This is a genomic window from Amycolatopsis sp. NPDC003676 (assembly GCF_053587275.1).
The window spans coordinates 45,008-68,682 of record NZ_JBSFNS010000015.1; the positions used below are offsets into that span (position 1 = coordinate 45,008).

The following is a 23,675-nucleotide window of genomic DNA, read 5'->3' on the forward strand; positions in this document are numbered from 1 at the left end:
CCCCCGAACAGACAGTCCAGGGGCGATCGCCGAGTGTCGCGGAACGGCTCAGAACTCCTCGTCGCCGACGAGCGCGGCCTCCTGCGGCACGGTGTGCGGGTCGGCCTTCTTCTCCCGCTGCGACAGCAGGACGGCGGCGATCACGCAGAGCACGGCGGCGACCAGGAACGGACCCTGCTCCCAGCCCATCCACTCGGCGATGTGGCCGACGAGCGTGGCCGCGACCGCGCCGCCGAACCAGCGGCAGAAGTTGTACCCGGCGCTCGCGACCGGTCGCGGCGCGTCGCTGATCGACATCGCGGTACCGGTGAACAGCGTGTTCAGCAGCCCGGAAACCAGACCGGACACGATGATCCCGACGACCACCACCGGCTTGCTCGGGATGGCCAGCACCAGCATCAGCACGGTGTAGCCGGTCACCGCCAGCGCGGCCGCGTGCCGTTCGCCGAAGCGGGCCGCCATCTTCGGCGCGAGCACCACGCCGGCGATCGCGACGCACAGGCCCCAGCCGCAGAAGATCAAGCCGACGGCGATGGCGTTCCAGCCGAGCACGAACGGGGACCAGGCGAGCACCGCGAAGAACGCGGCCGTGTAGAGCGCCGAGGCGATCGACGTCCGCAGCAGACCGGGGTGCTTGAGCGCGCGGATCGGGTCGAGCAGCTTGATCGGCTGGCGTTTCTCGGCCGAGTCGCTCTGCAGGAAGATCGAGCACAGCACCAGCGCGGCGATCATCAGCACCGCGGTGCCCAGGAACGGACCGCGCCACGAGATCGTGCCCAGCAGCGCGCCGAGCAGCGGCCCGACGGCGAGCCCAACCCCCAGCGCGGCCTCGTAAAGCAGGATCGCGCCGGATTGGCCACCGGTCGCCGCGCCGACGATCACTGACAGCGCCGTGGCGATGAAGAAGGCGTTGCCGAGCCCCCAAACCGCGCGCAGGCCGACGAGCTGTTCGATCGAACCGGCCGCGGCGCACAACGCGGTCGCGGCGACGATCAGCGTCAGCCCGACGAGCACGGTCCGCTTGGCTCCGAACCGGGCGGACATCGCGCCAGTGAAGAGCATCGCGATCACCTGCACGCCGAGATACGACGTGAACAGCAGCGTGACCTGGGACGGCGAAGCGTTCAGGCCCTTGGCGATAGACAGCAGGATCGGGTCGACGAGGCCGATGCCCATGAACGCGATGACCGCGGCGAACGCGGTGATCCACACCTGTTTGGGCTGGCCTTTGACCGCGTCCAGCAGGCTCGAGTGGTGCTCAGCGCTCATCGCGGATCAGTTCCTCCTTCAGACGTTACGGCGAGTTCCGCGGCGGAGTCGTCACGGTGGAAGTCGGCGATCAGCTTGGTGAGCGCGGGAAGCGCGGCGTCGATGGCGGCGCGCTCGGCCGGGTCGAGACGATCGAGCCGCGCCCGCAGCTCCGCCTCCCGGCCCGCGATCATCTCGGCGTAGAACCGCTCGCCTTCCGGAGTGGCTTCCACGAGCACGGCGCGCCCGTCCTCCGGGTCGGGACGCCGCGTCACCATGCCGAGCCGTTCGAGCCTGCGCACGACGTCGGTCATCGACGGCATCCGCACGCGCTCGAGCCGCGACAGCCGGCTCATCCGGCTCGGCCCCCGGCCGACCAGCTCCGACAGCACCGATCCCTGAGTCAGGGTCAGCAACTGCGCGGATTCGCGGCGCACCAGGTAGTACAGCCGGAACACCACCGGCCGCAGCCGCCGCGCCAGATCGCCTCTCGGGGAAGTCACTTAGCTAGGCTAACAAAAATTAGTTAGGGTAGCGAAGTAATTCGGCTCACAAGGCGGCCCGGGCCGCGCCCCCTAGGCTGGTCCGGTGGATGCGGTGATCTTCGACCTCGACGGCGTACTGGTGGACTCCGAGACGACGTGGGACGAGGTGCGCCGCTCCGTAGTAGCCGAGCACGGCGGGACCTGGCGGCCGGAGGCGACGCGCGCGCAACAGGGGATGAGCACGCCGGAATGGGCGCGCTACCTGGTGGAAACCCTCGGCGCGCGGCTCACCCCGGACGAGATCGCGCGCATCGTGATCGACGAGATGGCCGCCCGCTACGCCGACCGCCCGCCGGTGATCGACGGCGCCGACCAGGTCGTCCGCGAGATCTCCCGGCACTGGCCGGTCGCGATCGCCAGCTCGTCGCCGCCGGTGCTGATCCACTCGTTCCTGACGGCGTGCGATTTGACGTCGCTGGTCCCGGTGGCGGTGTCGAGCGAGGAAGTGGCCGCGGGCAAGCCGGAACCGGACGTCTACCTGCGCGCGGCGATGCTCCTGAACGTCGAAGCTTCCCGGTGCGCGGCGGTGGAGGACTCGACAAACGGCCTGCTCGCGGCGTTCGCGGCGGACATGACGGTGTTCGCGGTGCCGAACCCGCACTTCCCGCCGGATCCGGCGGCGCTGCGGGACGCCACGGTGCTGCCGAATCTGGCCGCGCTGCCCGCCGCGCTCAGCGAGTAACGCAGCTCACAGCCGGGTAGCAGGCGCGGCGCCATTCTGAGCCTTCATCTGCGAGAGGGGCGGAAATGGCTGTGCCGCAAGGGGACTGGGACATCGTCAGCAGCATCGGGCGCACCGCGCTCGGGGTGACCGCGGGCCGGGCGATCGCGACCGCGTCGCCGGATCCGCTGGTCAGCGACCCGTACGCGGCCGAGTTCGTCCGCGCCGCGCATCCGCCGCAGCCGCTGCCGACCGAACCGGTGGACGACGCGCTCTGGACGGGGATCGCCGACTACGTCCAGCTGCGCGCCCGATTCTTCGACGACCTGATCACCGGATCCGACGCGCCGCAGGTCGTGCTCCTCGCCGCCGGACTCGACGCGCGCGCCTTCCGGCTCGACCTGTCCGGCCGCGACGTCTACGAAGTCGACCAGCCGCGCGTGCTCGCGTTCAAACAGGACGTGCTCGATCGGCTCGGCGCGGCTCCACGCTGCCGGCGGCGCCCGGTCGGCGCGGACCTGCGCGAAAACTGGCCCGCCGCACTGGAAACCGCCGGGTTCGACCCGGCCCGGCCGTCCGTGTGGATCGCCGAAGGACTGCTGCCGTATCTGCCCGCGCGGGCCGAGGAACTGCTGTTCGACCTCGTGCACGCCCGGTGCGCGGCGGGCAGCCGGATCGGGGCCGAGCACATCCCGCTCGGCGACCTCGCCGAACTGTCCGGCACCTTCCAGACGTCCGAGGCGGGCGAGCAGATGGGCTTGGCCGTGAAGGACGTCTTCTCCACTGAGCCGCGCCGGGACCCGGCCGAGTGGCTCGCGGGCCAGGGCTGGGACGTGCGGGTGGAACGCGTCGCCGACCTCGCCGTCCGATTCGGGAAACGGATGCCCGACGTCCTCGCCGGCCAGATGGCGAAAACCGCGCTGATCTTCGCCGGCCGTTAACGCCGTGAAGGGCTCCTTGAGGGAATCAGATTCCCTCAAGGAGTCCTTCACGGACGACTCAGAGCTGGGCTCAGCGCTCCAGTTCGCCGCGGATGAAGGCGTCGACCGCGTCGCGGGCGGTCGAGTCGTCGTACTGCTCCGGCGGCGACTTCATGAAGTAGGACGACGCGGACAGGATCGGGCCGCCGATGCCGCGGTCCTTGGCGATCTTCGCCGCGCGCACCGCGTCGATGATGATGCCCGCCGAGTTGGGGGAGTCCCACACCTCGAGCTTGTACTCGAGGTTCAGCGGCACGTCGCCGAACGCGCGGCCCTCGAGGCGGACGTAGGCCCACTTGCGGTCGTCGAGCCACTGCACGTAGTCCGACGGTCCGATGTGGACATTGCCCTTGCCGAGCTCGCGGTCCACCTGCGAGGTGACCGACTGGGTCTTCGAGATCTTCTTCGACTCGAGCCGCTCCAGCTCCTTCATGTTCAGGAAGTCCATGTTCCCGCCCACGTTGAGCTGCATCGTGCGGTCGAGCTGCACGCCGCGGTCCTCGAACAGCTTCGCCAGCACGCGGTGCGTGATGGTGGCGCCGACCTGGGACTTGATGTCGTCGCCGACGATCGGGACGCCCGCGTCCTCGAACTTCTTCGCCCACTCCGGGTCGGAAGCGATGAACACCGGCAGCGCGTTGACGAACGCGACGTTCGCGTCGATCGCGGCCTGCGCGTAGAACTTGTCGGCCTCTTCGGACCCGACCGGAAGATAGGAGACGAGGACGTCGACCTGCGCGTCGCGCAGCGCCGCGACCACGTCGACCGGAGCCTCGTCGGACTCCTCGATCGTCTCGCGGTAGAAGCGGCCGAGGCCGTCGAAGGTGTGCCCGCGCTGGACAGTGACGCCGAGCGGCGGCACGTCGGCGATCTTGATCGTGTTGTTCTCGCTGGCGGAGATCGCCTCCGAGAGGTCCCGGCCGACCTTCTTCGCGTCGACGTCGAACGCGGCGACGAACTCGATGTCGCGCACGTGGTAGTCGCCGAACTGGACGTGCATCAAACCGGGGACGCGCGTACCGGGATCCGCGTCGCGGTAGTACTGCACACCCTGGACCAGCGACGAGGCGCAGTTGCCGACGCCCACGATGGCCACCCGAACGCGGCGGTTCTCGCCCATGCCGGTTTCTCCTTCAATCTCATTCACTTGCATCTGCAGGTCTGCCGCCCCGTTGCGGCCGCCGCTCAACTCGGTCCCGGCTGCTCCGGGCCGCGCTGCTCGGCTTGTTCGTGCGCGATCAGCTCGTTGAGCCAGCGCACCTCCCGCTCGCTCGACTCCAGCCCCAGCCGGTGCAGCTCGCGGGTGTAGCGGTCGATCTTCTCCTCGGCCCTGGCCAGCGCGTCCCGCAATCCCTCGCGCCGCTCCTCGACGCGGCGGCGCCGTCCTTCCAGGATTCGCATCCTGACGTCGGCCGGTGTCCGCGAGAAGAACGCCAGGTGGACGCCGAATCCCTCGTCGTCCCACGTCTGCGGTCCCGCGTCGCCGAGCAGTTCGGCGAAGCGTTCCTTGCCCTCGGCGGTGAGCTTGTAGACGCGGCGGCCGCGCCGGGACCAGGCCCGGTCGTCCGCCTCGTCGAACTCCTCGACGAGATAACCGGCCCGCAGCAGCCGGCGCAAGGTCGGATACAGCGAGCCGTACGAGAACGTCCGGAACATCCCGAGCGTCTCGTGCAAACGTTTGCGCAGCACGTACCCGTGCATGGGCGCCTCGTGCAGCAATCCGAGGATCGCGAGTTCGAGCACACCACACCCCATTCCGGGAATACGCCGCGACCGGCACCGTTGATCACACGGAACCGGCTCAGCCAACCTACTCGCCGAGTATATCGCGCCGATACATCGGAGTGGCGGAAGTAACCCGCCACCAGCACTCGCCCGATGATCCGTGATCAGAGCGTTATCTAAGTTTCGGCGTGTCCGAACGGTCGCCGAGGGTGCGGGAAAGCAGGGGGCACCGCGGACACAGAAAGAGCCCGTACTCTGTCCTCGTGCGAAACCAGCGGCAGGTTGTGGATTACGCCTTGCAGCGCCGTGCGCTGCTGGCCGGCGTCCGCTCCGGACGCGTCGGAGACCACGAGGTCTGCGACGCGAGCCCGTACCTGCTCCGCGCGGCGAAATTCCACGGCAGACCCGAAGACCGGGCCTGTCCGATGTGCCGCCGGACGCCGCTGCACCTCGTTTCATGGGTGTACGGCGACGAGCTCAAGCATGTTTCGGGATCGGCACGCACCCCGGCGGAACTGACCCGGATGTCCGGGGTTTTCGGGGAGTTCACCGTCTATGACGTAGAGGTGTGCCGGACGTGCCATTGGAACCATCTGGTCCTGTCCTATGTCCTCGGCACGGGAGAACCCCAGCCGACCCGGCCGCGAAGGACTGCCGGGCAGTGACGAGTACCACAACCGCTGCAGAACGCGGGGCGGCTCCAGTGCAGACAGCGCCGCCTTCGGAGGCCCATCAGTGAACGACGACCGCAACCGCCCCTGGCCGAGCCAGGAGCCAGATGCACCTCGCCGTGCCCGGCGACCCCAGGAGGACCCCGGTCCCGCCTGGCCTGCCGATGACGCCCCCCGGCGCCCCGCGCCGCCCCGCCGTCCTCCTACGGGCGGCCAGCGGCCGCCGCGCGCCCAAGCCGGCCCGGAGTGGCCGAGCGGCGACGAAGGCGGTCCGCAGTGGCCCGCGGCCGACGAGCCGCGCCGTCCGCAGCGGACCGGGCAAAACCGCGCTCCGCAAGGCCGTCCTCCGCAAGGCCCCGGACCGCAGGACCGCGGTTCGGGCACTCGCGCGTCGCGGATCCTCGACGGACAGGGTGCGCCGCCGCCGCGCCGCCAGCCTCCGGGCGGACGTCCCGGGCCCCAGGGCGGTCCTAACGGCGGTCCTAACGGGAATGCCACCCAGGGCTTCCGGCAGCCGCCGCCCGGCGGACGGCCTCCGCAGGGCCGCCGGGTCCCGCCGCCGCCTCCGCCGCCGTCGTCCTATCCGGAGACCGCCCGCGAACCGGACCTGATCACGCACGCCGCGCACAACGGCTATGCCCCCTACGACGACCGGTACGACGACGACCCGTACGACGAGGAAACCCGCCTCGCCCAGTACTCGGACGACGCGGACTTCGAGGACGACCCGGAAGGCGAGGGGGACGGCAAGAAGAAGAGCAAGGCCGACCTCACGCCGAGGCAGCGCCGCAAACGCCGGTGGAAGATCATCCGCCGGGTGCTGTACGCGATGTTCGGCCTGTTCGTCGTGGTGCCCGCGATCGCGTTCGTGATCACCTATTTCACCGTCGACGTGCCCTCGCCGCAGGACGTGCTCGCGAAGCAGAGCCAGCCGATCACCTTCTACTACGGCGACAAATCGGTGATGGGCCGGATAATCCCGGAGGGCGGCAACCGCGAACTGCTGCAGCCCAACCAGATTCCCGAGGTCGTCAAGCACGCCGTGTACTCGGCCGAGGACGCGACCTTCGAGACCAACTCCGGCTTCAACGTGATGGCGATCCTGCGGTCGGTCTTCAACCAGGCCACCGGCGGCACCGGCGGCGGTTCGACCATTTCGCAGCAGTACATCAAGCAGGCGACCAAAAACGACCAGGCCACGCTGTCCCGCAAGTGGACCGAGCTGGCGAAGTCGTTCAAGCTGAACAACGAGACGTCCAAATCGGACATCATCACCGGCTACCTGAACATCGTCTTCTTCGGCCGCCGCGCGAACGGCATCGCCGCCGCGTCGAAGGCTTACTTCGGCAAGGACGTCGCGCAACTCAACGCGTCCGAGGCGGCGTTGCTCGCCGGGATGATCCAGGGCCCTGGCAAGGACCAGGACACCGCGTACGTCCAGAAGCGCTGGAACTACGTGATGGACCAGATGGTGGCCAACCACTGGCTCTCGCCCGCCGACCGCAAGGCCGCGCAGTTCCCCACGCTGATCCCGCGCGACTCGCAGCAGAAGCAGGACGCCGGAACGCTGGACTACCACATCCAGCAGCGCATCTTGCAGGAGCTGGACGCGAAGGGCTACAGCGAGGACAAGCTGGCCTCCACCGGCGCGAAGATCTACACGACGATCGACCCGAACGCGCAGAAGATCGCGGCGCAGTCCGTCCAGGACAACATGGAGGGCCAGACCGACGACAACCTCAGAGGAGCTCTGGTCGCCGTCGACCCGAGAACCGGGGGCGTGGTCGCCTATTACGGCGGGCCGACCACGGTGAAGAACGACGCGGGCAAGGACACGCTGGCCACGGACTGGGCGAATGTGCCGCAGAACCCCGGTTCGTCGATGAAGGCCTACGACCTCACGGCCTGGCTCAAGATGGGCAAGGGGCTCGGCGAAACCTTCGACGGCACCGACCGGCGGGAACTCGGCGGCCGCGTGGTCCGCAACGCGGGTGAAAGCTCCAGCTGCGGTCCGCAGTGCACGGTCAAAAAGGCCATGGAGGTCTCGGCGAACACCGTGTTCTACGACATGGTGCTGAACTGGACGAAACCGGCCCGGGTCGCGGAGGCCGCGAAGGAAGCGGGCGTGCAGGCTGCCCCGAAGGGCAAGGCCAAGCTCGGCACGAGCGACGCCAACATCGCCCTCGGCGGTGGCGCCACCGTGGTCACCCCGGAGGACATGGCCGCCGGGTACGCGTCGTTCGCCTCCGGCGGCGTACGGCGCGACCAGCACTTCGTCTCGAAGCTCACGAACTCCCAGGACGAGGTCATTTTCGACGACTCAGCCGGGCAGGGAAAACCCGCGTTCGACGACAACGCGGACAAGAGCAAGCAGATCGCCGGGAACGTGACCGACGCGCTCGGCCCGGTTATCGCCGAATCGCACCTGAAATGTCCGAGCGGCCACGAATGCGCGGGCAAGACCGGCACGCAGCAGTACGACCCGAAGGACAGCGACCCCGCCTCCTACAAGGACCGCAATGCTCAGACCTGGATGGTCGGGTACACGCCGTCGGTGTCGGCCGCGATCTGGATCGGCGGCGACGGCAACAAGCCGCTGCACGACAAGAACGGCAAGCCGATCTTCGGCAAGACGATCGCGGGTCCGGCCTGGCAGGACTTCATGACGAACTACCTGAAGGACAAGCCGGGCGAGAAGTTCGACAAGGTCGACCCGATCGGCAAGGACGCCGACCAGGTCGTCACGTCGACCAAGGCGGCCCCGCCGCCGACGCGCGAATCGTCCAGCGAGCAGGCGCCGCCGCCGACCACGGAGTCCTCGTCGGCGCCGCCGACCAGTTCGTCGCACCCGCCGTCCTCGACGACGACCACCCCGACCCGGCCGAGCGGCATCTTCGGCGGCACCGACGGCGGGAACCCGGGCAGCGGAGGCGGTCCCATCGTGAACGGCGAACCGCCCAAACGCAGCGGCTGATCCGCGACCACGTCCTGTCAAGAGGCTCCTCTCCGCACCGGAGAGGAGCCTCTTTTTGCCGGTACCACCCGGCTGGGGGTGCGGTAGGTTCACCGACGGTCTCCCTCCCCCGCGAAGGGGATCGGCCAGGAGAGTGAACCTCGACCGGGGTTGCCGCGTCTGGTCATCAGAGGGCCTTCTGCGTCCGCAGGCTGCCCGTGTCCGAGAAGAGGATCCGCAGTGAACGACGACCGCAGCCGCTCCTGGCCCGACCGGGATCCCGACCCGCGGCGTCAACCACCTCCCTCCCAGCCCGGACCGCCGCCGTGGGCCCGCGGTCCGCAGCGCCCCGCCGCGGGTCCGACCCGCCCGGCCGGGCCCGCCGGTTCCCCGCCGCCGGGCCGCCGTCCGCCGCCTCCCGGCCGCCGTCCGGTCCCGCCGCCGCAGCGCGAGCCGGACCTGATGACCCACCGGATGGTCGAGGACGACTACCGCAACGCCGATTACCGGGACGAGGGCCCGTTCGATCCGGACGACGGGTACGCGGCGGAAGACTTGGACAAGAAGGGCCGCACGCCCGCTCAGCGCAAGAAAAGACGCTGGAAGATCATCCGGCGCTGTGCCTACGCGTTCGTCGGCCTCTTCATCGTGGTCCCGGCGATCGCGTTCGTGATCACCTATTTCATGGTCGACGTGCCCTCGCCGCAGAGCATCGCGCAGGGCCAGAACCAGGCCGTCACCTACCTCTACGCCGACGGCAGCCCGATGGGCAAGGACGTGCCATCCGGCGGCAACCGGCAGATCCTCACCCCGCAGCAGATCCCGGACGTGGTGAAGCACGCGGTGATCGCGACCGAGGACTCGTCGTTCGAGACCAACTCCGGCTTCGACGTCACCGGCCTGCTCCGCGCGGCGTTCAACCAGCTCACCGGCAAGGCGGGCGGCGGGTCCACGATCTCGCAGCAGTACATCAAGAAGGCCACCGACAACGACGCCCCGACGCTCACCCGCAAATGGACCGAGCTGGCGAAGTCCTTCAAGATGAACCAGACGTACGAGAAGCAGGACATCATCACCGCGTACCTGAACATCATTTACTTCGGGCGCGGGGCGTACGGCATCGGCGCGGCGTCGCAGGCCTTCTTCCACAAGGACGTCTCGAAGCTGGACTACTCCGAGGCCGCGCTGCTGGCCGGGCTGATCCAGCAGCCGGGCCGTTCGGAGAACCCGAAGGTGGCCCAAGGCCGCTGGAACACCGCGCTCGACCGGATGCTCGAGAACAAGTACATCACCGCGCAGCAGCGGCAATCGGCGCAGTTCCCGTCGGTCATCCCGCTCGAGGAATCGAAGGACGACGCGAACGCGCCGTACAAGTTCATCAACGTGCAGGTGAAGGCCGAACTGGCGCAGCACGGCATCGACGACGACAAGTACTACGCGGGCGGTTACACGGTCCAGACCACCATCGACAAGCACGCCCAGGAGGTCGCGACCCAGGTGGCGACCGACGCGCTGAAGGACCAGTCCGACGACCGGCTGCTCAATTCGCTGGTGGCGGTCGATCCGAAGACCGGCGGGGTGCTCGCGTACTACGGCGGGCCCGCGCTGGTCGACGTGAACGGGAAGAAGCAGGGTGCTCGCGACTGGGCGAACACGCCGCAGAACCCCGGTTCGTCGATGAAGGCGTTCGACCTCACCGCGTTCCTCAAGATGGGCAAGGGGATCAACGAGACCTTCGACGGCAGCAACAACCGGGTCTTCGACGGCCGCAAGGTGCGCAACGCGGGTCCCAGCTCCAGTTGCTCCGGGCAGTGCACCGTCGCTGAGGCGATGAAGCGGTCGGCGAACACGGTGTTCTACGACATGGTGCTGAACCAGACGCATCCGGGCCCGGTCGGGCAGGCCGCCCAGGAAGCGGGCGTGAAGACCAAGGACAACGGCGGCAAGTCGCTGATCTCCACCGCGGACGCCAACATCGCACTCGGCGGCGGGAACACCCAGATCACGCCCGCGGACATGGCCAGCGCGTACGCGACCTTCGCCGCCAACGGCATCCAGCGCGACCGGCACTTCGTGCTGAAGGTGACCAACGCGCAGAAGGAAGTCGCCTACGAGGCGCAGCCGAGTGCGGGCAAGCCGGCGTTCGACAGCAGCGCGGACAAAGCCAAGCAGATCGCCGGCAACGTGACCATGGCGCTGGGCCCGGTGGTCGACTTCTCGCACCTGAAGTGCCCGTCCGGGCACGAATGCGCGGGCAAGACCGGTACGCAGCAGCACACGGTGCGGTCCGGCGAACCGGCGTGGGCGGCGAACGCGAACGCGCAGACCTGGATGGTCGGCTACACGCCGTCGGTCTCGGTCGCCGCGTGGGTCGGCGCGGACGGCGACCAGGCGCTGCACGGTTCGGGCACGTCGCCGATCTACGGTTCGACGATCGCGGGTCCGATGTGGCAGAAGTTCCTCGAGGGCTACCTCAAGGGCAAGCCCGCGGAGAAGTTCGACCAGGTGCCGCTGATCGGCGTTCAGGCCCCGCCGCCGTCGGGCGACCAGAACGCGGGCGACGAGCCGCCGCAGACCAACACCAACCCGCCGGACCCGGGCGGCGACGGCAACGACCACGGCGGGCCGATCACCGGCGGGCCCACCCAGCCGCATTGGCCGAGCGGGCTCCCGCACTGGCCGACCGGCAGGCCGTCGACGCACAATCCGCCCACTGGCGGTCCGTCGACGGGCGAAGATCCGCCACAGGAGTAAGGAAAAGGCCGTGGCCGCGACGGTGGGGGGAGGCCGTCGCGGCCACGGCCGTTCAGGGGCGGCTCCAGCCGCCGAGCGTGATCACGCGGCCTTCGGCGCCCGAGCGGTGCGCGGCTTCGATCACGCGCAACGCCTCGACCGCGCTCGCCGGGTCGACCGGGAAGTCCGCCTCGCCGCGCAGCGCGTCCCGGACCTGGGCGTAAAACGCTTCGTAGCAACCGGTTTCGGTCGGCACCAGTTCGGTTTCGTCGTTCACGCCGAGCCGGCCGGCGTCGCTTTCCGGCTCCACGCCCCAGCCGTCGTCGCCGGGGCGGAGACCGGCTTTGATCTGCGGCTCCTGGACGTCGAGGCCGTATTTGGTGAAGGTCGCCTGATCGCCGAGCACGCGGAACCGCGGGTTGCGAGTGCCCGCAAGCGCTGACGACCACAGGTGCGACCGCACGCCGTTCGCGTGGTGCAGAGCCACGAACACGTCGTCGTCCACCTGCACGCCGGGGCGGCGGCGGTCGACCTCCGCGTAGACCTGGGTGACCGGGCCGAAGAGCTGCAGCGCCTGGTCGACGATGTGCGCGCCGAGGTCGTAGAGCAGACCGCCGGCCTCGGCCGGGTCGCCGAACTCGCGCCAGTTGTCCTTGATCTTCGGCACCCAGCGGTCGTAGCGGGATTCGAAGCGGAAGACCTCGCCGAGGCGACCGGAACCGAGCACCTTGCCGACGGTGCGGAAATCCGAGTCCCAGCGGCGGTTCTGAAACACCGTGAGCCCGACGCCCTTGGCCTTCGCCGCGTCGACGACCTGCTGCGCCTGCGCCGCGGTCGGCGCGAACGGCTTGTCCACAACCACCGGAATCCCGGCCTCGATCGCGCGGAGGGCGAGCGGCACGTGCGTGCGGTTCGGCGTGGTCACCACGATCAGGTCGAGATCACCCGCGCGGGCGAAAAGCGCGTCCGCGTCCGGGACCACCTCGGCTCCGGGATGCTCGGCGCGCGCCTGCGCGGCCCGGTCCGGGTTCGCGGTCACCAGCACGGCCGGGACCAGGCCCGGCGTCGCCGCGACCAGCGGCGCGTGGAAGATCCGGCCGCCGATCCCGTACCCGAGGATGCCGACCCGCGCGTCATCAGCCATGACCCTTATTAAACAACACTGTTGCGTAATAGGCCACCCGTCCGAGATGATCGGCCGATGGCGGAAACCGGCGTCAACCTGCGCGGGCTGCGACGCCACAACCGCGCGCTGCTGCTCGGGCACATCCTGCGCGCGGGCGGGCTGAGCCGGGTCGAGCTGGCACAGCGGTCCGGGCTGACTCAGCAGGCCGTGTCGAAAATCGTGTCCGACCTGCTGCCGGAAGGACTGCTGGACGTCGAACGCGCACCCGCGGCCGGCGTCGGCAAACCGCGCACGATGCTGCGGCTGCGCGCGGAAGCCCGCTGCGCACTCGGCGCGCAGCTCGACCGGGACGGCTACCTCGTGCTGCGCACCGGACTGACCGGCGAGGTCGAGGACATCGTGGAAGGCCCGCTGCCGATCGGGTTCAGCCCGGAGGCCGCGGTGACCGCGATCGCCGACGGCGCGGGCAAACTGCTCGCCGACCTCGATCCGGCGCGTGTGCTCGGGCTCGGCGTCGGCGCGGTGGGACCGCTCGACCACCACGCGGGCCGCGTCCGCGACGCCACGAACATGCCCGGCTGGCACGACGTCCCGCTGCGCGATCTGCTCGCCGAACGCACCGGCCTGCCGGTCACGCTGGACAAAAACACCAACTCCGCCGCCTTCGCGCACGCCTGGCCGGAGGAGACCTCGGCAGCGACGGCGGTGGTGCTCGTCGGCACCGGAATCGGCGTCGGACTGCTGATCGACGGACGCGTTTACCGAGGCCCGCGCACCAATGCAGGTGAGTTCGGCCACACCACCATCGCGTACGCCGGACCGCGCTGCGCCTGCGGCCGCCGCGGCTGCGTCGAGGTCATGCACCGCGCCGCGGGCACCCCGCACGACGCCGCCCGGCTCCTCGGCATCGGGCTCGCCGACCTGGTGCAGGTGCTCGATCTCGAGCGGATCGTCCTGTTCGGACGGACGATCCGCGGCGCGCCCGAGGTCTACCGCGAAACCGTCTCGCAGCAGCTGCGGGACCTGCTGCCGGTGCCGTACTGGCAGCGCATCGACGTCGAAGTGAGCGATCTCGACGAGGAGGCGGTGGCCCTCGGCGCCGCATTCGAGGTGCTTGCCGGTTTTTACGAAGATCCGAAATGACCGGCAGCCCACTCGCGGACCGATAGCATCCCGACGTGTCCCGCGTCTCCGACCCCGCCGACGAGCCGGATTCGGCTCCCCGCACGCTCACCCCGGCGGAGCGAATCGCCCCCAGCCGGCACGACCCGCTGGTGGCCGCCGCGACGAGACCCGTCGGCGGTCCGATCGGCACGCACGCGGCGGTGGGCAGGCAGTGGTTCTGGTCGCCGCAGCGCGTCGGGCTCGCGATGGCCGTGCTCGCGCTCGTGGTGTGCTGGTTCGGCAAAGCGTCGTGCATTCAGCAGTACAGCGATTCCAACGGCGTGCACCAGCTCGACTGGCGCTCCGGCCGTCCGTTCGTCGCGATGTGCTACTCCGACATCGTCCCGCTCTACAGCTCGGAAAAGCTCGACGACGCGAAGACCTTCCCCTACGTCACGTCGTGGCAGGAGGATTCGCAGACCGCCGAGAACCAGACCCGGTACATGGAGTACCCGGTGGTCACCGGCCTGTTCCAGTGGATCAACGCGAAGCTCGCGGCGGGCTGGACCTCGGTCGCGAACGCGGGCTGGCTGCCCGGCGCGCTGCCGGTGGCGATCTACTTCAACATCTCCGCGTTCTGGCTCGCGCTCGCCTGGCTGGTCACCGTATGGGCCACCGGGCGGACGACGAAACGCAGGCCGTGGGACGCGGTGCTCGTCGCCATCTCGCCGCTGGTGCTGGTCCATACCTTTACGAACTTCGACGCGCTCGCCACCGCGGCCACCGCCGCCGGGATCCTGGCGTGGTCGCGAAAACGCCCGGAGGTCGCGGGAGTCCTGTTTGGACTCGGCGTCGCCACCAAGCTGTATCCGCTGTTACTGGTCGGGGTGCTGTTCCTGTTGTGCCTGCGCGCCGGGAAACTGCGCGCGTGGAGCCGGACCGCGGCGTTCACCGTGCTGGCCTGGCTGGTGGTGAACGTCCCGTTCATCGTGGCCGCGCCGCGCGGCTGGTGGGAGTTCTTCCGGCTCAACACCTTGCGCCCGATGGACCCGGATTCGCTCTACAACGTCGTCTCCTACGCCACCGGCTGGGCGGGCTTCGACGGCGTGCTCCAAAAAGGACAGACGCCGACCGCGCTGAACATCGTGGTCGCCGTGCTGTTCGTGCTCTGCTGCGCCGGAATCGCGTACGTCGCGCTCACCGCGCCGCGGCGGCCGCGGTTCGGGCAACTGGCCTTCCTTGTCGTGGCGGCGTTCCTGCTGACGAACAAGGTGTGGAGCCCGCAATACTCGCTGTGGCTCGTCCCGCTGGCGGTGCTGGCGATCCCGCGCTGGCGGCTGCTGCTGGGCTGGATGGTCATCGACGCGGCGGTGTGGGCGCCGCGGATGTTCTACTACCTCGGCGTCGACCACAAAGGACTGCCGGCGGGCTGGTTCCTCGGCGGGGTGGTCATCCGCGACCTCGCCGTCGTCGGGCTGTGCGTGCTGGTGCTCCGCGAGATCTACCGTCCGCGCACCGATCTGGTCCGGCTTTCCGGCGACGACGACCCGGCGGGCGGCGTGCTGGAGCGGGCCCGCGACAAGGTCACCTTCGCCGCCTTCCGCCGCTCCGCCACGCACGCTCAGCAGCCGGTCTCGTGATCCGTGAAGGACTCCTTGGGAATTCCCGCAAGGAGTCCTTCACGGCTCTCAAGCGAGTTGTTTGCGCAGGTACGCGATGTCGGCGGCCTGGCCCTCGCCCGGCGTCTCGACGACCACCGGCGCGCCCGCCTGGCGCACGACCTCGGCGAGCAACTCCGGTTCGATCGTGCCGTCGCCGTCGACCACCGACGCGTGCCGGTCGCGATTGGAGCCGTGCTCGTCGCGGGAGTTGTTGCAGTGCACCAGGTCGATCCGGCCGGTGATGGCCTTGACCTTCTCCACCGCGGTCGCGAGATCCCAGCCCGCCGCGTAGGCGTGGCAGGTGTCGAGGCAGAAGCCCGCGCCGAACTCGCCGACCTTGTCCCACAGCCGGGCGATCACGTCGAGCTCGCGGGTCATCGCGTTGTCGCCGCCCGCGGTGTTCTCGATCAGGATCGGCACCGCGAAGCCGCCCTTTTCCGCCTCGCGCTCGAAAAGCTTGCGCCAGTTGACCAAGCCCTCCTCGACGTCGTCCCCCGCGCCGACGTGCCCGCCGTGCACGATCAGGCCCTTCGCGCCGATCGCGGCGGCCCCGTCAGCGTGCTGCGTGACGTTCTTGCGGGACGGGATGCGGATCCGGTTGTTCTTGGACGCGACGTTGATCAGGTACGGCGCGTGGATGAACACCTCGACCGGGGAGGCCTTGATCTCCTCGCCGTGCGGATGCGGTTTCGGTGCCTTCCACCCCTGCGGGTCGGAGAGGAAGAACTGGACGACGTCGGCTTCTCGCTCGGCGACGGCGGCCAGCGGATCGTCGTCGCGGACATGGGCGCCAATCTGCATGCCCTGACGCTACTACCGGGCGAATCTCCCCCTTCCGCCCGAGTTGGTGACGCTCGTGGAGTACCGTGAGCGCGTTCCGTGATCCATTCGGAGTGAGCACGTCGGGGGAGGAAGGCATGCGGAAGCGCGCTGGACGGATGACCGCACTCGGGGTAGCGCTCGCGGCGCCGCTGCTGTCCGCGGTTCTCGCCTTTCCCGCCACCGCTACCGCGGATCCCAGCCCCACCGTGTCCGGCGACTGCGAATCCACCCTGCAGAACGGCAAGAACGGGACCGGCCTCGCGCTCGACGCGGGCGCTCCGCTCAACGCGCCGAACCGGCTCACGGTCGGCCTCGATTCGAAGGCCAAGCAGACCGACGGCAACGCCCCGGCGCTCACGCTCCCGGTTGGCGACACCGTCCGGACGCTGGGCGTCGGCGAAGTCCCGGCGGTTGGCGACACGGCCGCGAAGGACACTTGCCCGTTTGTGCAGGCCGCGGCGAACGGCGTCGGCAACACGACCCAGGGCCTGCTCAAGAACGCGCCGCTCCCACAGCCGCCCGGACCGACTCCCGCTCCGCCGAACCCCACGCCCAACCCGCCGTCCCCGGCTCCCGGCCCCGGCGGCCCGGGCCAGCCCGCCCCCGGCGGCGACACGCTCGGCCCGGTGACCTCGGTCGACGGACTCTCCGGCCTCGACTCGGTCTCCGGCGTCTTCACTGGGGCCGCGATGCTCCCGGCGACCTTCGTGCAGGCCCCGCTCGTCACCCAGGTCGTCCCGGGCCAGCTGCCGCAGCCAGACCAGGTGCCGACGGTCGACGCGAAGAAGTCCGGCACCGCCGAGGCGCTGCCCGCGGCCAACCCGCCCGCCCGGCTGCCGCTGCTGATCGCCGTGCTGGCGCTCGCGATGGTGGCCGCCGCGCTGGTGCGCGCCTGGCTGCGCCGCAAGCCCGCCTGAAACTGACTCTCAGTAGCGCCCGCTTCCACCCGAATGCCTGACCTCGGAGGGGAGGCGGGCGTTACTCGTCTTCGTTACCGTCGTTGTCCTCAGCAAGGCAGGTACAACGGACGCGGCGAAAGGGTCGACGGCCATGCAGCAGCACCGGGCACGGAGGGCTACCGCAGTGGGAGCCGCCGCTTTCGTCCTGGCCGGCTCCGCCGCGCTCGCCGCCCCCGGCACCGCGTCGGCCAGCACCCTGACCGCGACCTGCGGTTCCACCATCACCGCGCATCCCGGCGACCACGTCCAGGCGACCACCCCGCTGCTCGGCCTCCCGATCGACCTCGGCATCGTCGGCCAGGTCTCGGGCGTGCTCACCGGCACCATCAACTCGGTACTCGGCACGCTCTGCAAGGTCACGGTGAACGTGGTCAACACCGTCGTCGCGCCGGTCCCGGTGGTCGGCGCCCCGGCCGCGAGCGCGGTCAACGGCGCGGTCGCGGGCGGCACGAACACGCTCCAGCAGGGCGTCGCCGCCGTCGGCCAGGGCTTCAGCGGCGGCCAGCCGGGCAAGCAGAACCCGGGCCCGAACCCGCAGCAACCGCCGTCCGGCAGCAATGGGGGCAGCCCGCAGCAGGGCGGTTCGCCAGGACAGCAGTCGCAGATGCCTGGCTCGAACAGTCCAGTGCTCGGTGACTACAGCGGCGGCGGAGCAGCGCCTTTCTCGGCTTTCCTGCCGAATTTCAGCAATTTGTCGTACGGCTACAGCACCGGATACGCGCCGATGCGCGATTACAGCGGCATCCCGATGGCGATGGCCGGATTGTTCAGCCCGTCGCCCTCGCTCCGATACGGCAGCCAGATCCCGGGTTACGCGCCGCAGTACGGCGTTGCCAACCCGGACGGCACCTCCGGCGGCGACCGCACGATCCAGAACGCCGGTAACGCCGAAGCATTGCCCGGCACCGGCGGCAACCACACGAACGGGTTGGACTGGCCAGTTCTGGTGGCAGTTTTGGCACTCTCCGGAGTCAGCGCGGGCCTAGTCCGGACGTGGGTGCTCCGCCGAATGGCCGCTACGAGTTAGCCCACCCCGCCCCACCACCACCCTCAGTCGAGCGGCTTCGCCGCGCTGTTGTCACTGCGCCAGTATCTTTACCGGAGTCCATTCGTTGTTCCTGATGCGACGAACCATGCCCGCGGACCCCGGAGGATAGTGCTCGTGCGGAAAATCCCCACCTGGAAGCGAACCCGTCGAGCACTCACCGTCACCGCTCTCGCCGCCCTCTTCACCGGCGGCACGTTCCTGGGCGCGGGCTCCGCGTCCGCGGCGACCACGCTCGCGAACCAGTGCAAGGGCACGGTCACCGGCGGCATGGGCGATTCGGTCGCCGTGCCCGGTTCGGCGGTCAAGGAGATCGTCCGCCAGTCGGCCAAGAACCAGGTGACCTTCTGGAGCTTGGCCACCGTCTGGCCGGATTCGCTGGCGAACGCCATCGCGAACAAGGGCAACCTGCAGGTCGGCGCGATCCCTAACGCCGCTGGCGGCACGATCAGCGGCGACGCGATCGGCCAGGTCGTCTCGGATGCGCTGAAGAACGAATGGGGCCTCGGCGTCCTGCCGGACACCAAGACCAAGGTGCTGAACGGGATCCGCAGCGGGGTCGCGTCCGCGTGCGGGCTGACCACGATGGCGAACAACTACCAGGCGCCGTCGTCCTCGAGCTCCCCGTCCAACGGCGGCACCCAGTCGAACGGCAACGCGCCCGCGCAGAACGGCGGCGGCAACCCGCTCGGCAACTACCAGCCGGGTTCGACCGGGATCGCCCCGCCGCGCGACTACGGCAACATCCCGACCGCGAGCCCCGGCAACCCCGGCGTGCTCGGCACCGCGATCGCCCCCGGCGCGCGCTACGGCACGCTGCCCGGTTCCGGCGCGCTGCCGCAGCAGCCCTCGGCCGGACAGGACCCGCAGGGCCAGCAGGGCCCGGACATCCGCAACGCGGGCAACGCCGAAGCGCTGGCGAGCCAGGGCCGGCCTTCTGACGTCCAGCTGCCGATGCTGCTCGCGGTGATCGTGCTGGCAGGCGTCACCGCCGGGCTGGTCCGCACCTGGGTGCTGCGCCGCGTCAGCTGACCCGCCGGACGGGACTGTCGTACCCTCCGGGTACGCTTACCTGGACAAACCCTCCTGTCACGGATCCGCCGTGACCGCGAGCCCATAGGAGGTGAGTGGTTATGTCACGCCATTACGAGGTAATGGTCATCCTGGACCCGACGCTCGACGAGCGTACGGTCGCGCCCACGCTGGACAACTTCCTCAACGTGATCCGCACTTCGGGCGGAAGCGTCGAGAAGGTCGACGTGTGGGGCCGCCGTCGCTTGGCGTACGAGATCAAGAAGAACGCCGAGGGCATCTACGCGCTGCTGGACCTGAACTCGACGTCCGAGGCCGTCAAGGAACTGGACCGCCAGCTGTCGCTGCAGGAAACCGTGCTGCGCACCAAGGTCATGCGCCGCGAGGTCAAGGCCGCGGCCAAGCCCGCGCCCGCCAAGGCCTGATCCGAGCCCGATCCGAAGGGACGCCATCCGTGGCTGGAGACACCGTCATCACCGTGGTCGGGAACCTGACGTCCGACCCGGAGCTGCGCTTCACCCCGTCCGGTGCGGCGGTCGCGAACTTCACCGTCGCGTCCACCCCGCGCACGCTCGACCGCCAGAGCGGCGAGTGGAAGGACGGCGAGGCGCTGTTCCTGCGCTGCAACATCTGGCGGCAGGCGGCGGAAAACGTCGCCGAGTCGCTCACGCGGGGCGCCCGCGTGGTGGTGCAGGGGCGGCTGAAGCAGCGGTCTTTCGAGACCAAGGAAGGCGAGAAGCGCACCGTCGTCGAGCTCGAGGTCGACGAGATCGGCCCCTCGCTGCGCTACGCGACGGCGAAGGTCAACAAGGTCAGCCGCGGTGGCGGCGGCGGTGGTGACTTCGGCGGCGGCGGAGGCGGCGGCTTCAACGGCGGCGGCGGAAATCGCGGCGGCGGCGGCAACAGCGCGCCCGCCGACGACCCGTGGGGCTCGGCCCCGCCCGCGGGCGGTGGCGGCGGAGGCTTCTCCGACGAACCCCCGTTCTGATCTCATTTCTTTCTAGAATTCCAGGAGTACACCAGTGGCCAAGCCACCCATTCGCAAGCCCAAGAAGAAGGTCTGCGTGTTCTGCAAGGCCGAGAAGAAGGGCCGCCCGGAGACGATCGACTACAAGGACACCAACCTGCTGCGGAAGTACATCTCCGACCGCGGCAAGATCCGTGCCCGTCGCGTCACCGGCAACTGCAGCCAGCACCAGCGCGACATCGCCATCGCGGTGAAGAACTCGCGCGAGATGGCTCTGCTGCCCTACACGTCCACCGCGCGCTGAGGGGAGCACTAGTCATGGCGAAGATCATTCTCACCACGGACGTGGCGAACCTCGGCGGCCCCGGCGACATCGTCGAGGTCAAGGACGGATACGCCCGCAACTACCTGCTGCCGCGCGGCTACGCCATCGTGGCCAGCAAGGGCGCGGAGAAGAACGTGCGCACGATCCAGCGCGCACAGGAATCCCGTCGCATCCGCGACCTCGACCACGCCAAGGAGATCAAGGCGACGCTCGAGGCCCTCGGCGCGATCCAGCTGACCGGCAAGGCCGCGGCGGGCTCGAAGAAGCTGTTCGGCTCGATCACCGCCGGCGAAATCGTCGACGCGATCAAGGCCCAGGGCGGCCCGCTGCTCGACAAGCGCGTCCTGGACCTGCGCGACCACATCAAGACGGTCGGCAAGCACTCGGTCAACGCCCGCCTGCACCCGAACGTGAAGGTGGACCTCCGGCTCGAGGTCAAGGCCACGGCCGCGAACTGACGCTCGCGTCTTTTACCGCGAAACCGCCCCCGGGGATTCTTCCCCAGGGGCGGTTTTGTTTCCGCCTCGGCGGCCGCCCAACTACCGCAGGTCCCCAGCTCAGAAGCTCTCGCGCGAACTTGCCAACAGCGAGCGGGAACCAACTCGCGTGCGTTAACATCCAAGATGCTGATCTCGCCGGGGAAGAGCGAGGCGTGGGTTATAAGGGGGCCAGCGAGATGCCTGAAGGAACACCCGCATCCGGTACGAACACGGGGCCTCAGGTGCCCCCCGTCCCGCCGATCATGGTGGGCAGCTACGGCAAGGCCGGCGGCTACAAGTTCACCGAGGAAGAGGTGGACTCAGTCATCAAGCAGTGGCAAGACCTGCTCGGCGACCTGCACAAGGACCGCCAGCACGCCGAGATCATCGCGTCGGTGACGCCGCCCGCCGACGAAGTGGCCAGCCATACCTTCGTCGAACGGGGCGCCAACCCTTCGGGGAAGAGCCTGTTGGTCGAGCACGAGAACATGGTCACGTACACGCAGAACTTCATCGACGCGCTCACCGCGGCGAAGAAGAAGATCACCATAACCGAGCTGCACAATGCCGAAGACATGAAGAAGCAGACACAGAGTGGGCTCTGATCAGCACATGCCAAAACACATCGCGCGGCTCGCTGCCGGCACTGTCGTAGCCCTCAGCTTGCTGACCGCCTGCAGCGGCGGGACCGGCGGTACTGCTGCGCCCCCCGCGTCCGGCAACCCCGGCCCGTCGAGTTCCGACAACTCGTCGAGCAACGGCGTGCCGAAGGTCCCGGCACCGCTTCCGACCGAGAAGCTGCTCGCCGATCCGTGCTCGGCTCTCGGCGACGACGCCAATGCCGTCGGCCTCGCCTCGCCGGGGAAGCTCAATAACATCACACCGCGTGGGTGCGACTGGCAGTCCTCAGACCCGGACCTCAAGGCGAACGGGGTCACTCTCGCGCCGATCCCGCAGAACAAGAACGGCCTCGCCGACACCTACGCGATGAAATCGAGCCAGGCGTACTTCGAGCCGACCCAGATCAGTGGCTACCCAGCGGTTTTCACAGCTCAGCACGACTCGCGCAAGAACGGCGTATGCGATCTCGTCATCGGCGTCACTGATCAGCTCACCGTCACCATCGTCGATTCCCTTTCGAAGGGCAAAAACCTCGACAACCCGTGCGAGCCGCTGACCAAGATCGGCGCCGCGATGATCAACCACCTCAAGACAGTTTCTTGATCGCCACACGGCTCTAGCAGGCCCGGAAGGAAGATTCTCATTATGGGGAATGAGGACAACAGCACTGGCAGCACCCTGAAGAACACTGCTAAGGGTGCGGTAGTCGGCGCCGCCTACGGTGCCGTGCTGGGGCCGGAAGGGGCAGTGATCGGCGGTGTAGTCGGCGGCTTGGTCGGTGCGGCATCCAGTATCTTCAGCGGCGGACCGCACGCCGAACACCTCCAAGCGAACGTCGGCGGCGGGTCAATCGACGCGTACACGATTTACGACAAGATCAGCAAAGGCAACACCAGTTCGCTCGACGGCGGCAGGAGCGCAGCCGACACGCTTCAGAAGCTGCACTCCGGTCGTTCTCAGCAAATCGATGCGCTGAACAACAAGATGAGCAGCGCTTGGCAGGGCAGCAGCGCCGGCGCGGCCCAGTCGGGCGCGAATGCGCTCAAGATCTGGCACGACGACTCTGCCAAAAATCTGGGCACGAGCCAGACCTTCATGACCAACCAGGTCGACGCGTTCCACGACGTGCACGGCAAGGTCCAGAAACTGGACCAGAACCCGCCGGAAATGAAGTGGTACGACCACCAGCCGTTCAGCGACAAAGACGACGAGATCGACAAGTACAACAAGGACAGCCAGACGAACGTCCAGGCTTACACCGCGTACTACGGCTCGAGTTCCCAGAACGCCGGCGGGATGCCGCAGTACAACGTCTGGCAGGGCAACAACATTTCTGACGGCGGCACCGACCCCGGCAAGTACGGCGGCGGTCCTGGCACCGGCCCCGGCGGCGGCTTCACCGGCGGACCGGGCGGTGGCGGCGGAGGCAGCTTCTCTCCGCCGAAGACGAGCACGCCGAAGTTCACCCCGCCGGGTGGCGGCGGCAACAACACGCCGCCGAAGTACACCCCGCCCAAGTACACCCCGCCGGGCGGTCCTGGCGGTCCCGGCGGGCCCGGCAAGTTCACCCCTCCTGGCGACGGTACGCAGACCTCGGGCTGGACGCCGCCTACGACCGACCCGTCGAAGTTCAGCCCGAGCACCTTCGGTCCGGGCGGCGGCAGCTCCTTCGGCCCTGGCGGCAGCGGAGGTGGCAGCGGTGCCGGCGGCGGCGCGGCCTTCGGGCCCGGCGGATTCGGCGCGGCGGGCTTCGGCCCTGGCGGCAGCGGTTCCGGCGCGATGGCCGGCGAATCCGGCGGCGCGGGCGCGGGCGGCATGCGCGGCGGCGGTGCCGCCGGCGGCGCGGCAGGCAAGGCCGGTGCGGCAGGCATGGGCGGCATGGGCGGCGGAGCCAAGGGCGGCAAGGGCCAGGAGGACGAGGAGCACCAGACCAAGTACCTGCTGGAAGAAGACGGCAACGACATCTTCGGCTCCGACCAGATGACCGTTCCGCCGGTCATCGGTGAATGAGGATCGGC

23 protein-coding genes are annotated in these 23,675 nt (G+C 69.1%); 17 read left to right on the forward strand and 6 right to left on the reverse strand.

Going from position 1 to position 23,675, the window contains the following annotated elements; genetic code table 11:
* Nucleotides 1-48: 48 nt before the first annotated feature.
* Nucleotides 49-1,269 carry an MFS transporter gene (locus ACWDNU_RS12615; RefSeq protein ID WP_449668906.1) on the reverse strand — a complete coding sequence of 407 codons (1,221 nt, stop codon included), beginning with the start codon at nucleotides 1,267-1,269 and terminating at the stop codon, nucleotides 49-51.
* Nucleotides 1,266-1,751 carry a MarR family winged helix-turn-helix transcriptional regulator gene (locus ACWDNU_RS12620; protein WP_449668907.1) on the reverse strand — a complete coding sequence of 162 codons (486 nt, stop codon included), beginning with the start codon at nucleotides 1,749-1,751 and terminating at the stop codon, nucleotides 1,266-1,268. The genes ACWDNU_RS12615 and ACWDNU_RS12620 overlap by 4 nt, the downstream gene beginning before the upstream one ends.
* A gap of 85 nt (nucleotides 1,752-1,836) precedes the next feature.
* Between ACWDNU_RS12620 and ACWDNU_RS12625 the strand changes: the two genes are divergently transcribed.
* Together ACWDNU_RS12625 and ACWDNU_RS12630 are read left to right on the forward strand one after the other, a co-directional pair.
* Complete coding sequence (locus tag ACWDNU_RS12625; RefSeq protein WP_370932851.1) at nucleotides 1,837-2,475, forward strand: HAD family hydrolase; 639 nt, start codon at nucleotides 1,837-1,839, stop codon at nucleotides 2,473-2,475.
* Nucleotides 2,476-2,540: 65 nt separating this feature from the next.
* Complete coding sequence (locus tag ACWDNU_RS12630) at nucleotides 2,541-3,395, forward strand: SAM-dependent methyltransferase (protein WP_449668908.1); 855 nt, start codon at nucleotides 2,541-2,543, stop codon at nucleotides 3,393-3,395.
* A 70-nt stretch (nucleotides 3,396-3,465) separates the two neighbouring features.
* Here ACWDNU_RS12630 and ACWDNU_RS12635 read toward each other — a convergent pair whose 3' ends face one another.
* Both ACWDNU_RS12635 and ACWDNU_RS12640 read right to left on the reverse strand, forming a co-directional pair.
* Nucleotides 3,466-4,554, reverse strand: a complete 1,089-nt coding sequence (locus tag ACWDNU_RS12635) for an inositol-3-phosphate synthase (RefSeq protein WP_449668909.1) — start codon at nucleotides 4,552-4,554, stop codon at nucleotides 3,466-3,468.
* Nucleotides 4,555-4,619: 65 nt separating this feature from the next.
* Nucleotides 4,620-5,177 carry a PadR family transcriptional regulator gene (locus ACWDNU_RS12640; protein WP_037716279.1) on the reverse strand — a complete coding sequence of 186 codons (558 nt, stop codon included), beginning with the start codon at nucleotides 5,175-5,177 and terminating at the stop codon, nucleotides 4,620-4,622.
* Nucleotides 5,178-5,422: 245 nt separating this feature from the next.
* Here ACWDNU_RS12640 and ACWDNU_RS12645 point away from each other — a divergent pair, with 245 nt between their 5' ends.
* From ACWDNU_RS12645 to ACWDNU_RS12655, 3 genes are all read left to right on the forward strand, one after another.
* Nucleotides 5,423-5,824: a DUF5318 domain-containing protein gene (locus tag ACWDNU_RS12645; RefSeq protein WP_370932846.1), complete on the forward strand. Its 402-nt coding sequence runs from the start codon at nucleotides 5,423-5,425 to the stop codon at nucleotides 5,822-5,824.
* A gap of 70 nt (nucleotides 5,825-5,894) precedes the next feature.
* On the forward strand, nucleotides 5,895-8,804 hold the full coding sequence (locus ACWDNU_RS12650; RefSeq protein WP_449668910.1) for a transglycosylase domain-containing protein: 2,910 nt from the start codon (nucleotides 5,895-5,897) through the stop codon (nucleotides 8,802-8,804).
* A gap of 441 nt (nucleotides 8,805-9,245) precedes the next feature.
* Entirely contained in the window at nucleotides 9,246-11,537 is a 2,292-nt protein-coding gene (locus ACWDNU_RS12655) for a transglycosylase domain-containing protein (RefSeq protein ID WP_449668954.1), read from the forward strand.
* A 52-nt stretch (nucleotides 11,538-11,589) separates the two neighbouring features.
* On the opposite strand, the gene ACWDNU_RS12660 is transcribed toward ACWDNU_RS12655, so the two are convergent.
* Nucleotides 11,590-12,660, reverse strand: coding sequence for a Gfo/Idh/MocA family oxidoreductase (locus tag ACWDNU_RS12660; RefSeq protein ID WP_449668911.1), 1,071 nt, complete (start codon nucleotides 12,658-12,660; stop codon nucleotides 11,590-11,592).
* A gap of 57 nt (nucleotides 12,661-12,717) precedes the next feature.
* Between ACWDNU_RS12660 and ACWDNU_RS12665 the strand changes: the two genes are divergently transcribed.
* Both ACWDNU_RS12665 and ACWDNU_RS12670 read left to right on the forward strand, forming a co-directional pair.
* Nucleotides 12,718-13,785, forward strand: coding sequence for an ROK family transcriptional regulator (locus ACWDNU_RS12665; RefSeq protein ID WP_449668912.1), 1,068 nt, complete (start codon nucleotides 12,718-12,720; stop codon nucleotides 13,783-13,785).
* Nucleotides 13,786-13,820: 35 nt separating this feature from the next.
* On the forward strand, nucleotides 13,821-15,386 hold the full coding sequence (locus ACWDNU_RS12670; protein WP_449668913.1) for a glycosyltransferase family 87 protein: 1,566 nt from the start codon (nucleotides 13,821-13,823) through the stop codon (nucleotides 15,384-15,386).
* Nucleotides 15,387-15,434: 48 nt separating this feature from the next.
* Here the strand turns inward: ACWDNU_RS12670 and ACWDNU_RS12675 are convergent, their stop codons facing one another.
* Nucleotides 15,435-16,208 carry a deoxyribonuclease IV gene (locus ACWDNU_RS12675; RefSeq protein ID WP_037809070.1) on the reverse strand — a complete coding sequence of 258 codons (774 nt, stop codon included), beginning with the start codon at nucleotides 16,206-16,208 and terminating at the stop codon, nucleotides 15,435-15,437.
* Between the two features lie 116 nt (nucleotides 16,209-16,324).
* On the opposite strand from ACWDNU_RS12675, the gene ACWDNU_RS12680 reads away from it, so the two are divergent.
* From ACWDNU_RS12680 to ACWDNU_RS12725, 10 genes are all read left to right on the forward strand, one after another.
* Nucleotides 16,325-17,146, forward strand: a complete 822-nt coding sequence (locus ACWDNU_RS12680) for a hypothetical protein (RefSeq protein WP_449668914.1) — start codon at nucleotides 16,325-16,327, stop codon at nucleotides 17,144-17,146.
* Nucleotides 17,147-17,312: 166 nt separating this feature from the next.
* The gene (locus tag ACWDNU_RS12685; protein WP_449668915.1) at nucleotides 17,313-18,215 is read left to right on the forward strand and encodes a hypothetical protein; all 903 of its coding nucleotides are present in this window, start codon (nucleotides 17,313-17,315) and stop codon (nucleotides 18,213-18,215) included.
* Between the two features lie 129 nt (nucleotides 18,216-18,344).
* On the forward strand, nucleotides 18,345-19,265 hold the full coding sequence (locus ACWDNU_RS12690) for a hypothetical protein (RefSeq protein WP_449668916.1): 921 nt from the start codon (nucleotides 18,345-18,347) through the stop codon (nucleotides 19,263-19,265).
* A gap of 101 nt (nucleotides 19,266-19,366) precedes the next feature.
* Nucleotides 19,367-19,690: a 30S ribosomal protein S6 gene (gene rpsF / locus ACWDNU_RS12695; protein ID WP_344282605.1), complete on the forward strand. Its 324-nt coding sequence runs from the start codon at nucleotides 19,367-19,369 to the stop codon at nucleotides 19,688-19,690.
* Nucleotides 19,691-19,719: 29 nt separating this feature from the next.
* A complete protein-coding gene (locus ACWDNU_RS12700; protein WP_449668917.1) occupies nucleotides 19,720-20,253 on the forward strand; it encodes a single-stranded DNA-binding protein in 534 nt (177 codons plus the stop codon).
* 34 nt (nucleotides 20,254-20,287) lie between these two features.
* On the forward strand, nucleotides 20,288-20,536 hold the full coding sequence (gene rpsR, locus ACWDNU_RS12705) for a 30S ribosomal protein S18 (protein WP_009085242.1): 249 nt from the start codon (nucleotides 20,288-20,290) through the stop codon (nucleotides 20,534-20,536).
* Nucleotides 20,537-20,550: 14 nt separating this feature from the next.
* Entirely contained in the window at nucleotides 20,551-21,015 is a 465-nt protein-coding gene (gene rplI / locus ACWDNU_RS12710; RefSeq protein WP_370932830.1) for a 50S ribosomal protein L9, read from the forward strand.
* 263 nt (nucleotides 21,016-21,278) lie between these two features.
* Nucleotides 21,279-21,641: a hypothetical protein gene (locus tag ACWDNU_RS12715; RefSeq protein WP_449668918.1), complete on the forward strand. Its 363-nt coding sequence runs from the start codon at nucleotides 21,279-21,281 to the stop codon at nucleotides 21,639-21,641.
* 7 nt (nucleotides 21,642-21,648) lie between these two features.
* A complete protein-coding gene (locus ACWDNU_RS12720) occupies nucleotides 21,649-22,260 on the forward strand; it encodes a DUF3558 domain-containing protein (RefSeq protein ID WP_449668919.1) in 612 nt (203 codons plus the stop codon).
* Between the two features lie 42 nt (nucleotides 22,261-22,302).
* Nucleotides 22,303-23,667, forward strand: a complete 1,365-nt coding sequence (locus ACWDNU_RS12725) for a hypothetical protein (RefSeq protein ID WP_449668920.1) — start codon at nucleotides 22,303-22,305, stop codon at nucleotides 23,665-23,667.
* The last annotated feature ends 8 nt before the right edge of the window (nucleotides 23,668-23,675 follow it).

Excerpts from the sequence above, each read along its gene's own strand:
- ACWDNU_RS12615 (WP_449668906.1), bottom strand. The coding sequence starts at position 1,269 with ATGAGCGCTGAGCACCACTCGAGCCTGCTGGACGCGGTCAAAGGCCAG.
- ACWDNU_RS12630 (WP_449668908.1), top strand. The coding sequence starts at position 2,541 with ATGGCTGTGCCGCAAGGGGACTGGGACATCGTCAGCAGCATCGGGCGC.
- ACWDNU_RS12635 (WP_449668909.1), bottom strand. The coding sequence starts at position 4,554 with ATGGGCGAGAACCGCCGCGTTCGGGTGGCCATCGTGGGCGTCGGCAAC.
- ACWDNU_RS12655 (WP_449668954.1), top strand. The coding sequence starts at position 9,246 with ATGACCCACCGGATGGTCGAGGACGACTACCGCAACGCCGATTACCGG.
- ACWDNU_RS12660 (WP_449668911.1), bottom strand. The coding sequence starts at position 12,660 with ATGGCTGATGACGCGCGGGTCGGCATCCTCGGGTACGGGATCGGCGGC.
- ACWDNU_RS12665 (WP_449668912.1), top strand. The coding sequence starts at position 12,718 with ATGGCGGAAACCGGCGTCAACCTGCGCGGGCTGCGACGCCACAACCGC.
- ACWDNU_RS12675 (WP_037809070.1), bottom strand. The coding sequence starts at position 16,208 with ATGCAGATTGGCGCCCATGTCCGCGACGACGATCCGCTGGCCGCCGTC.
- ACWDNU_RS12680 (WP_449668914.1), top strand. The coding sequence starts at position 16,325 with ATGCGGAAGCGCGCTGGACGGATGACCGCACTCGGGGTAGCGCTCGCG.
- rpsF (WP_344282605.1), top strand. The coding sequence starts at position 19,367 with ATGTCACGCCATTACGAGGTAATGGTCATCCTGGACCCGACGCTCGAC.
- rplI (WP_370932830.1), top strand. The coding sequence starts at position 20,551 with ATGGCGAAGATCATTCTCACCACGGACGTGGCGAACCTCGGCGGCCCC.
- ACWDNU_RS12720 (WP_449668919.1), top strand. The coding sequence starts at position 21,649 with ATGCCAAAACACATCGCGCGGCTCGCTGCCGGCACTGTCGTAGCCCTC.
- ACWDNU_RS12725 (WP_449668920.1), top strand. The coding sequence starts at position 22,303 with ATGGGGAATGAGGACAACAGCACTGGCAGCACCCTGAAGAACACTGCT.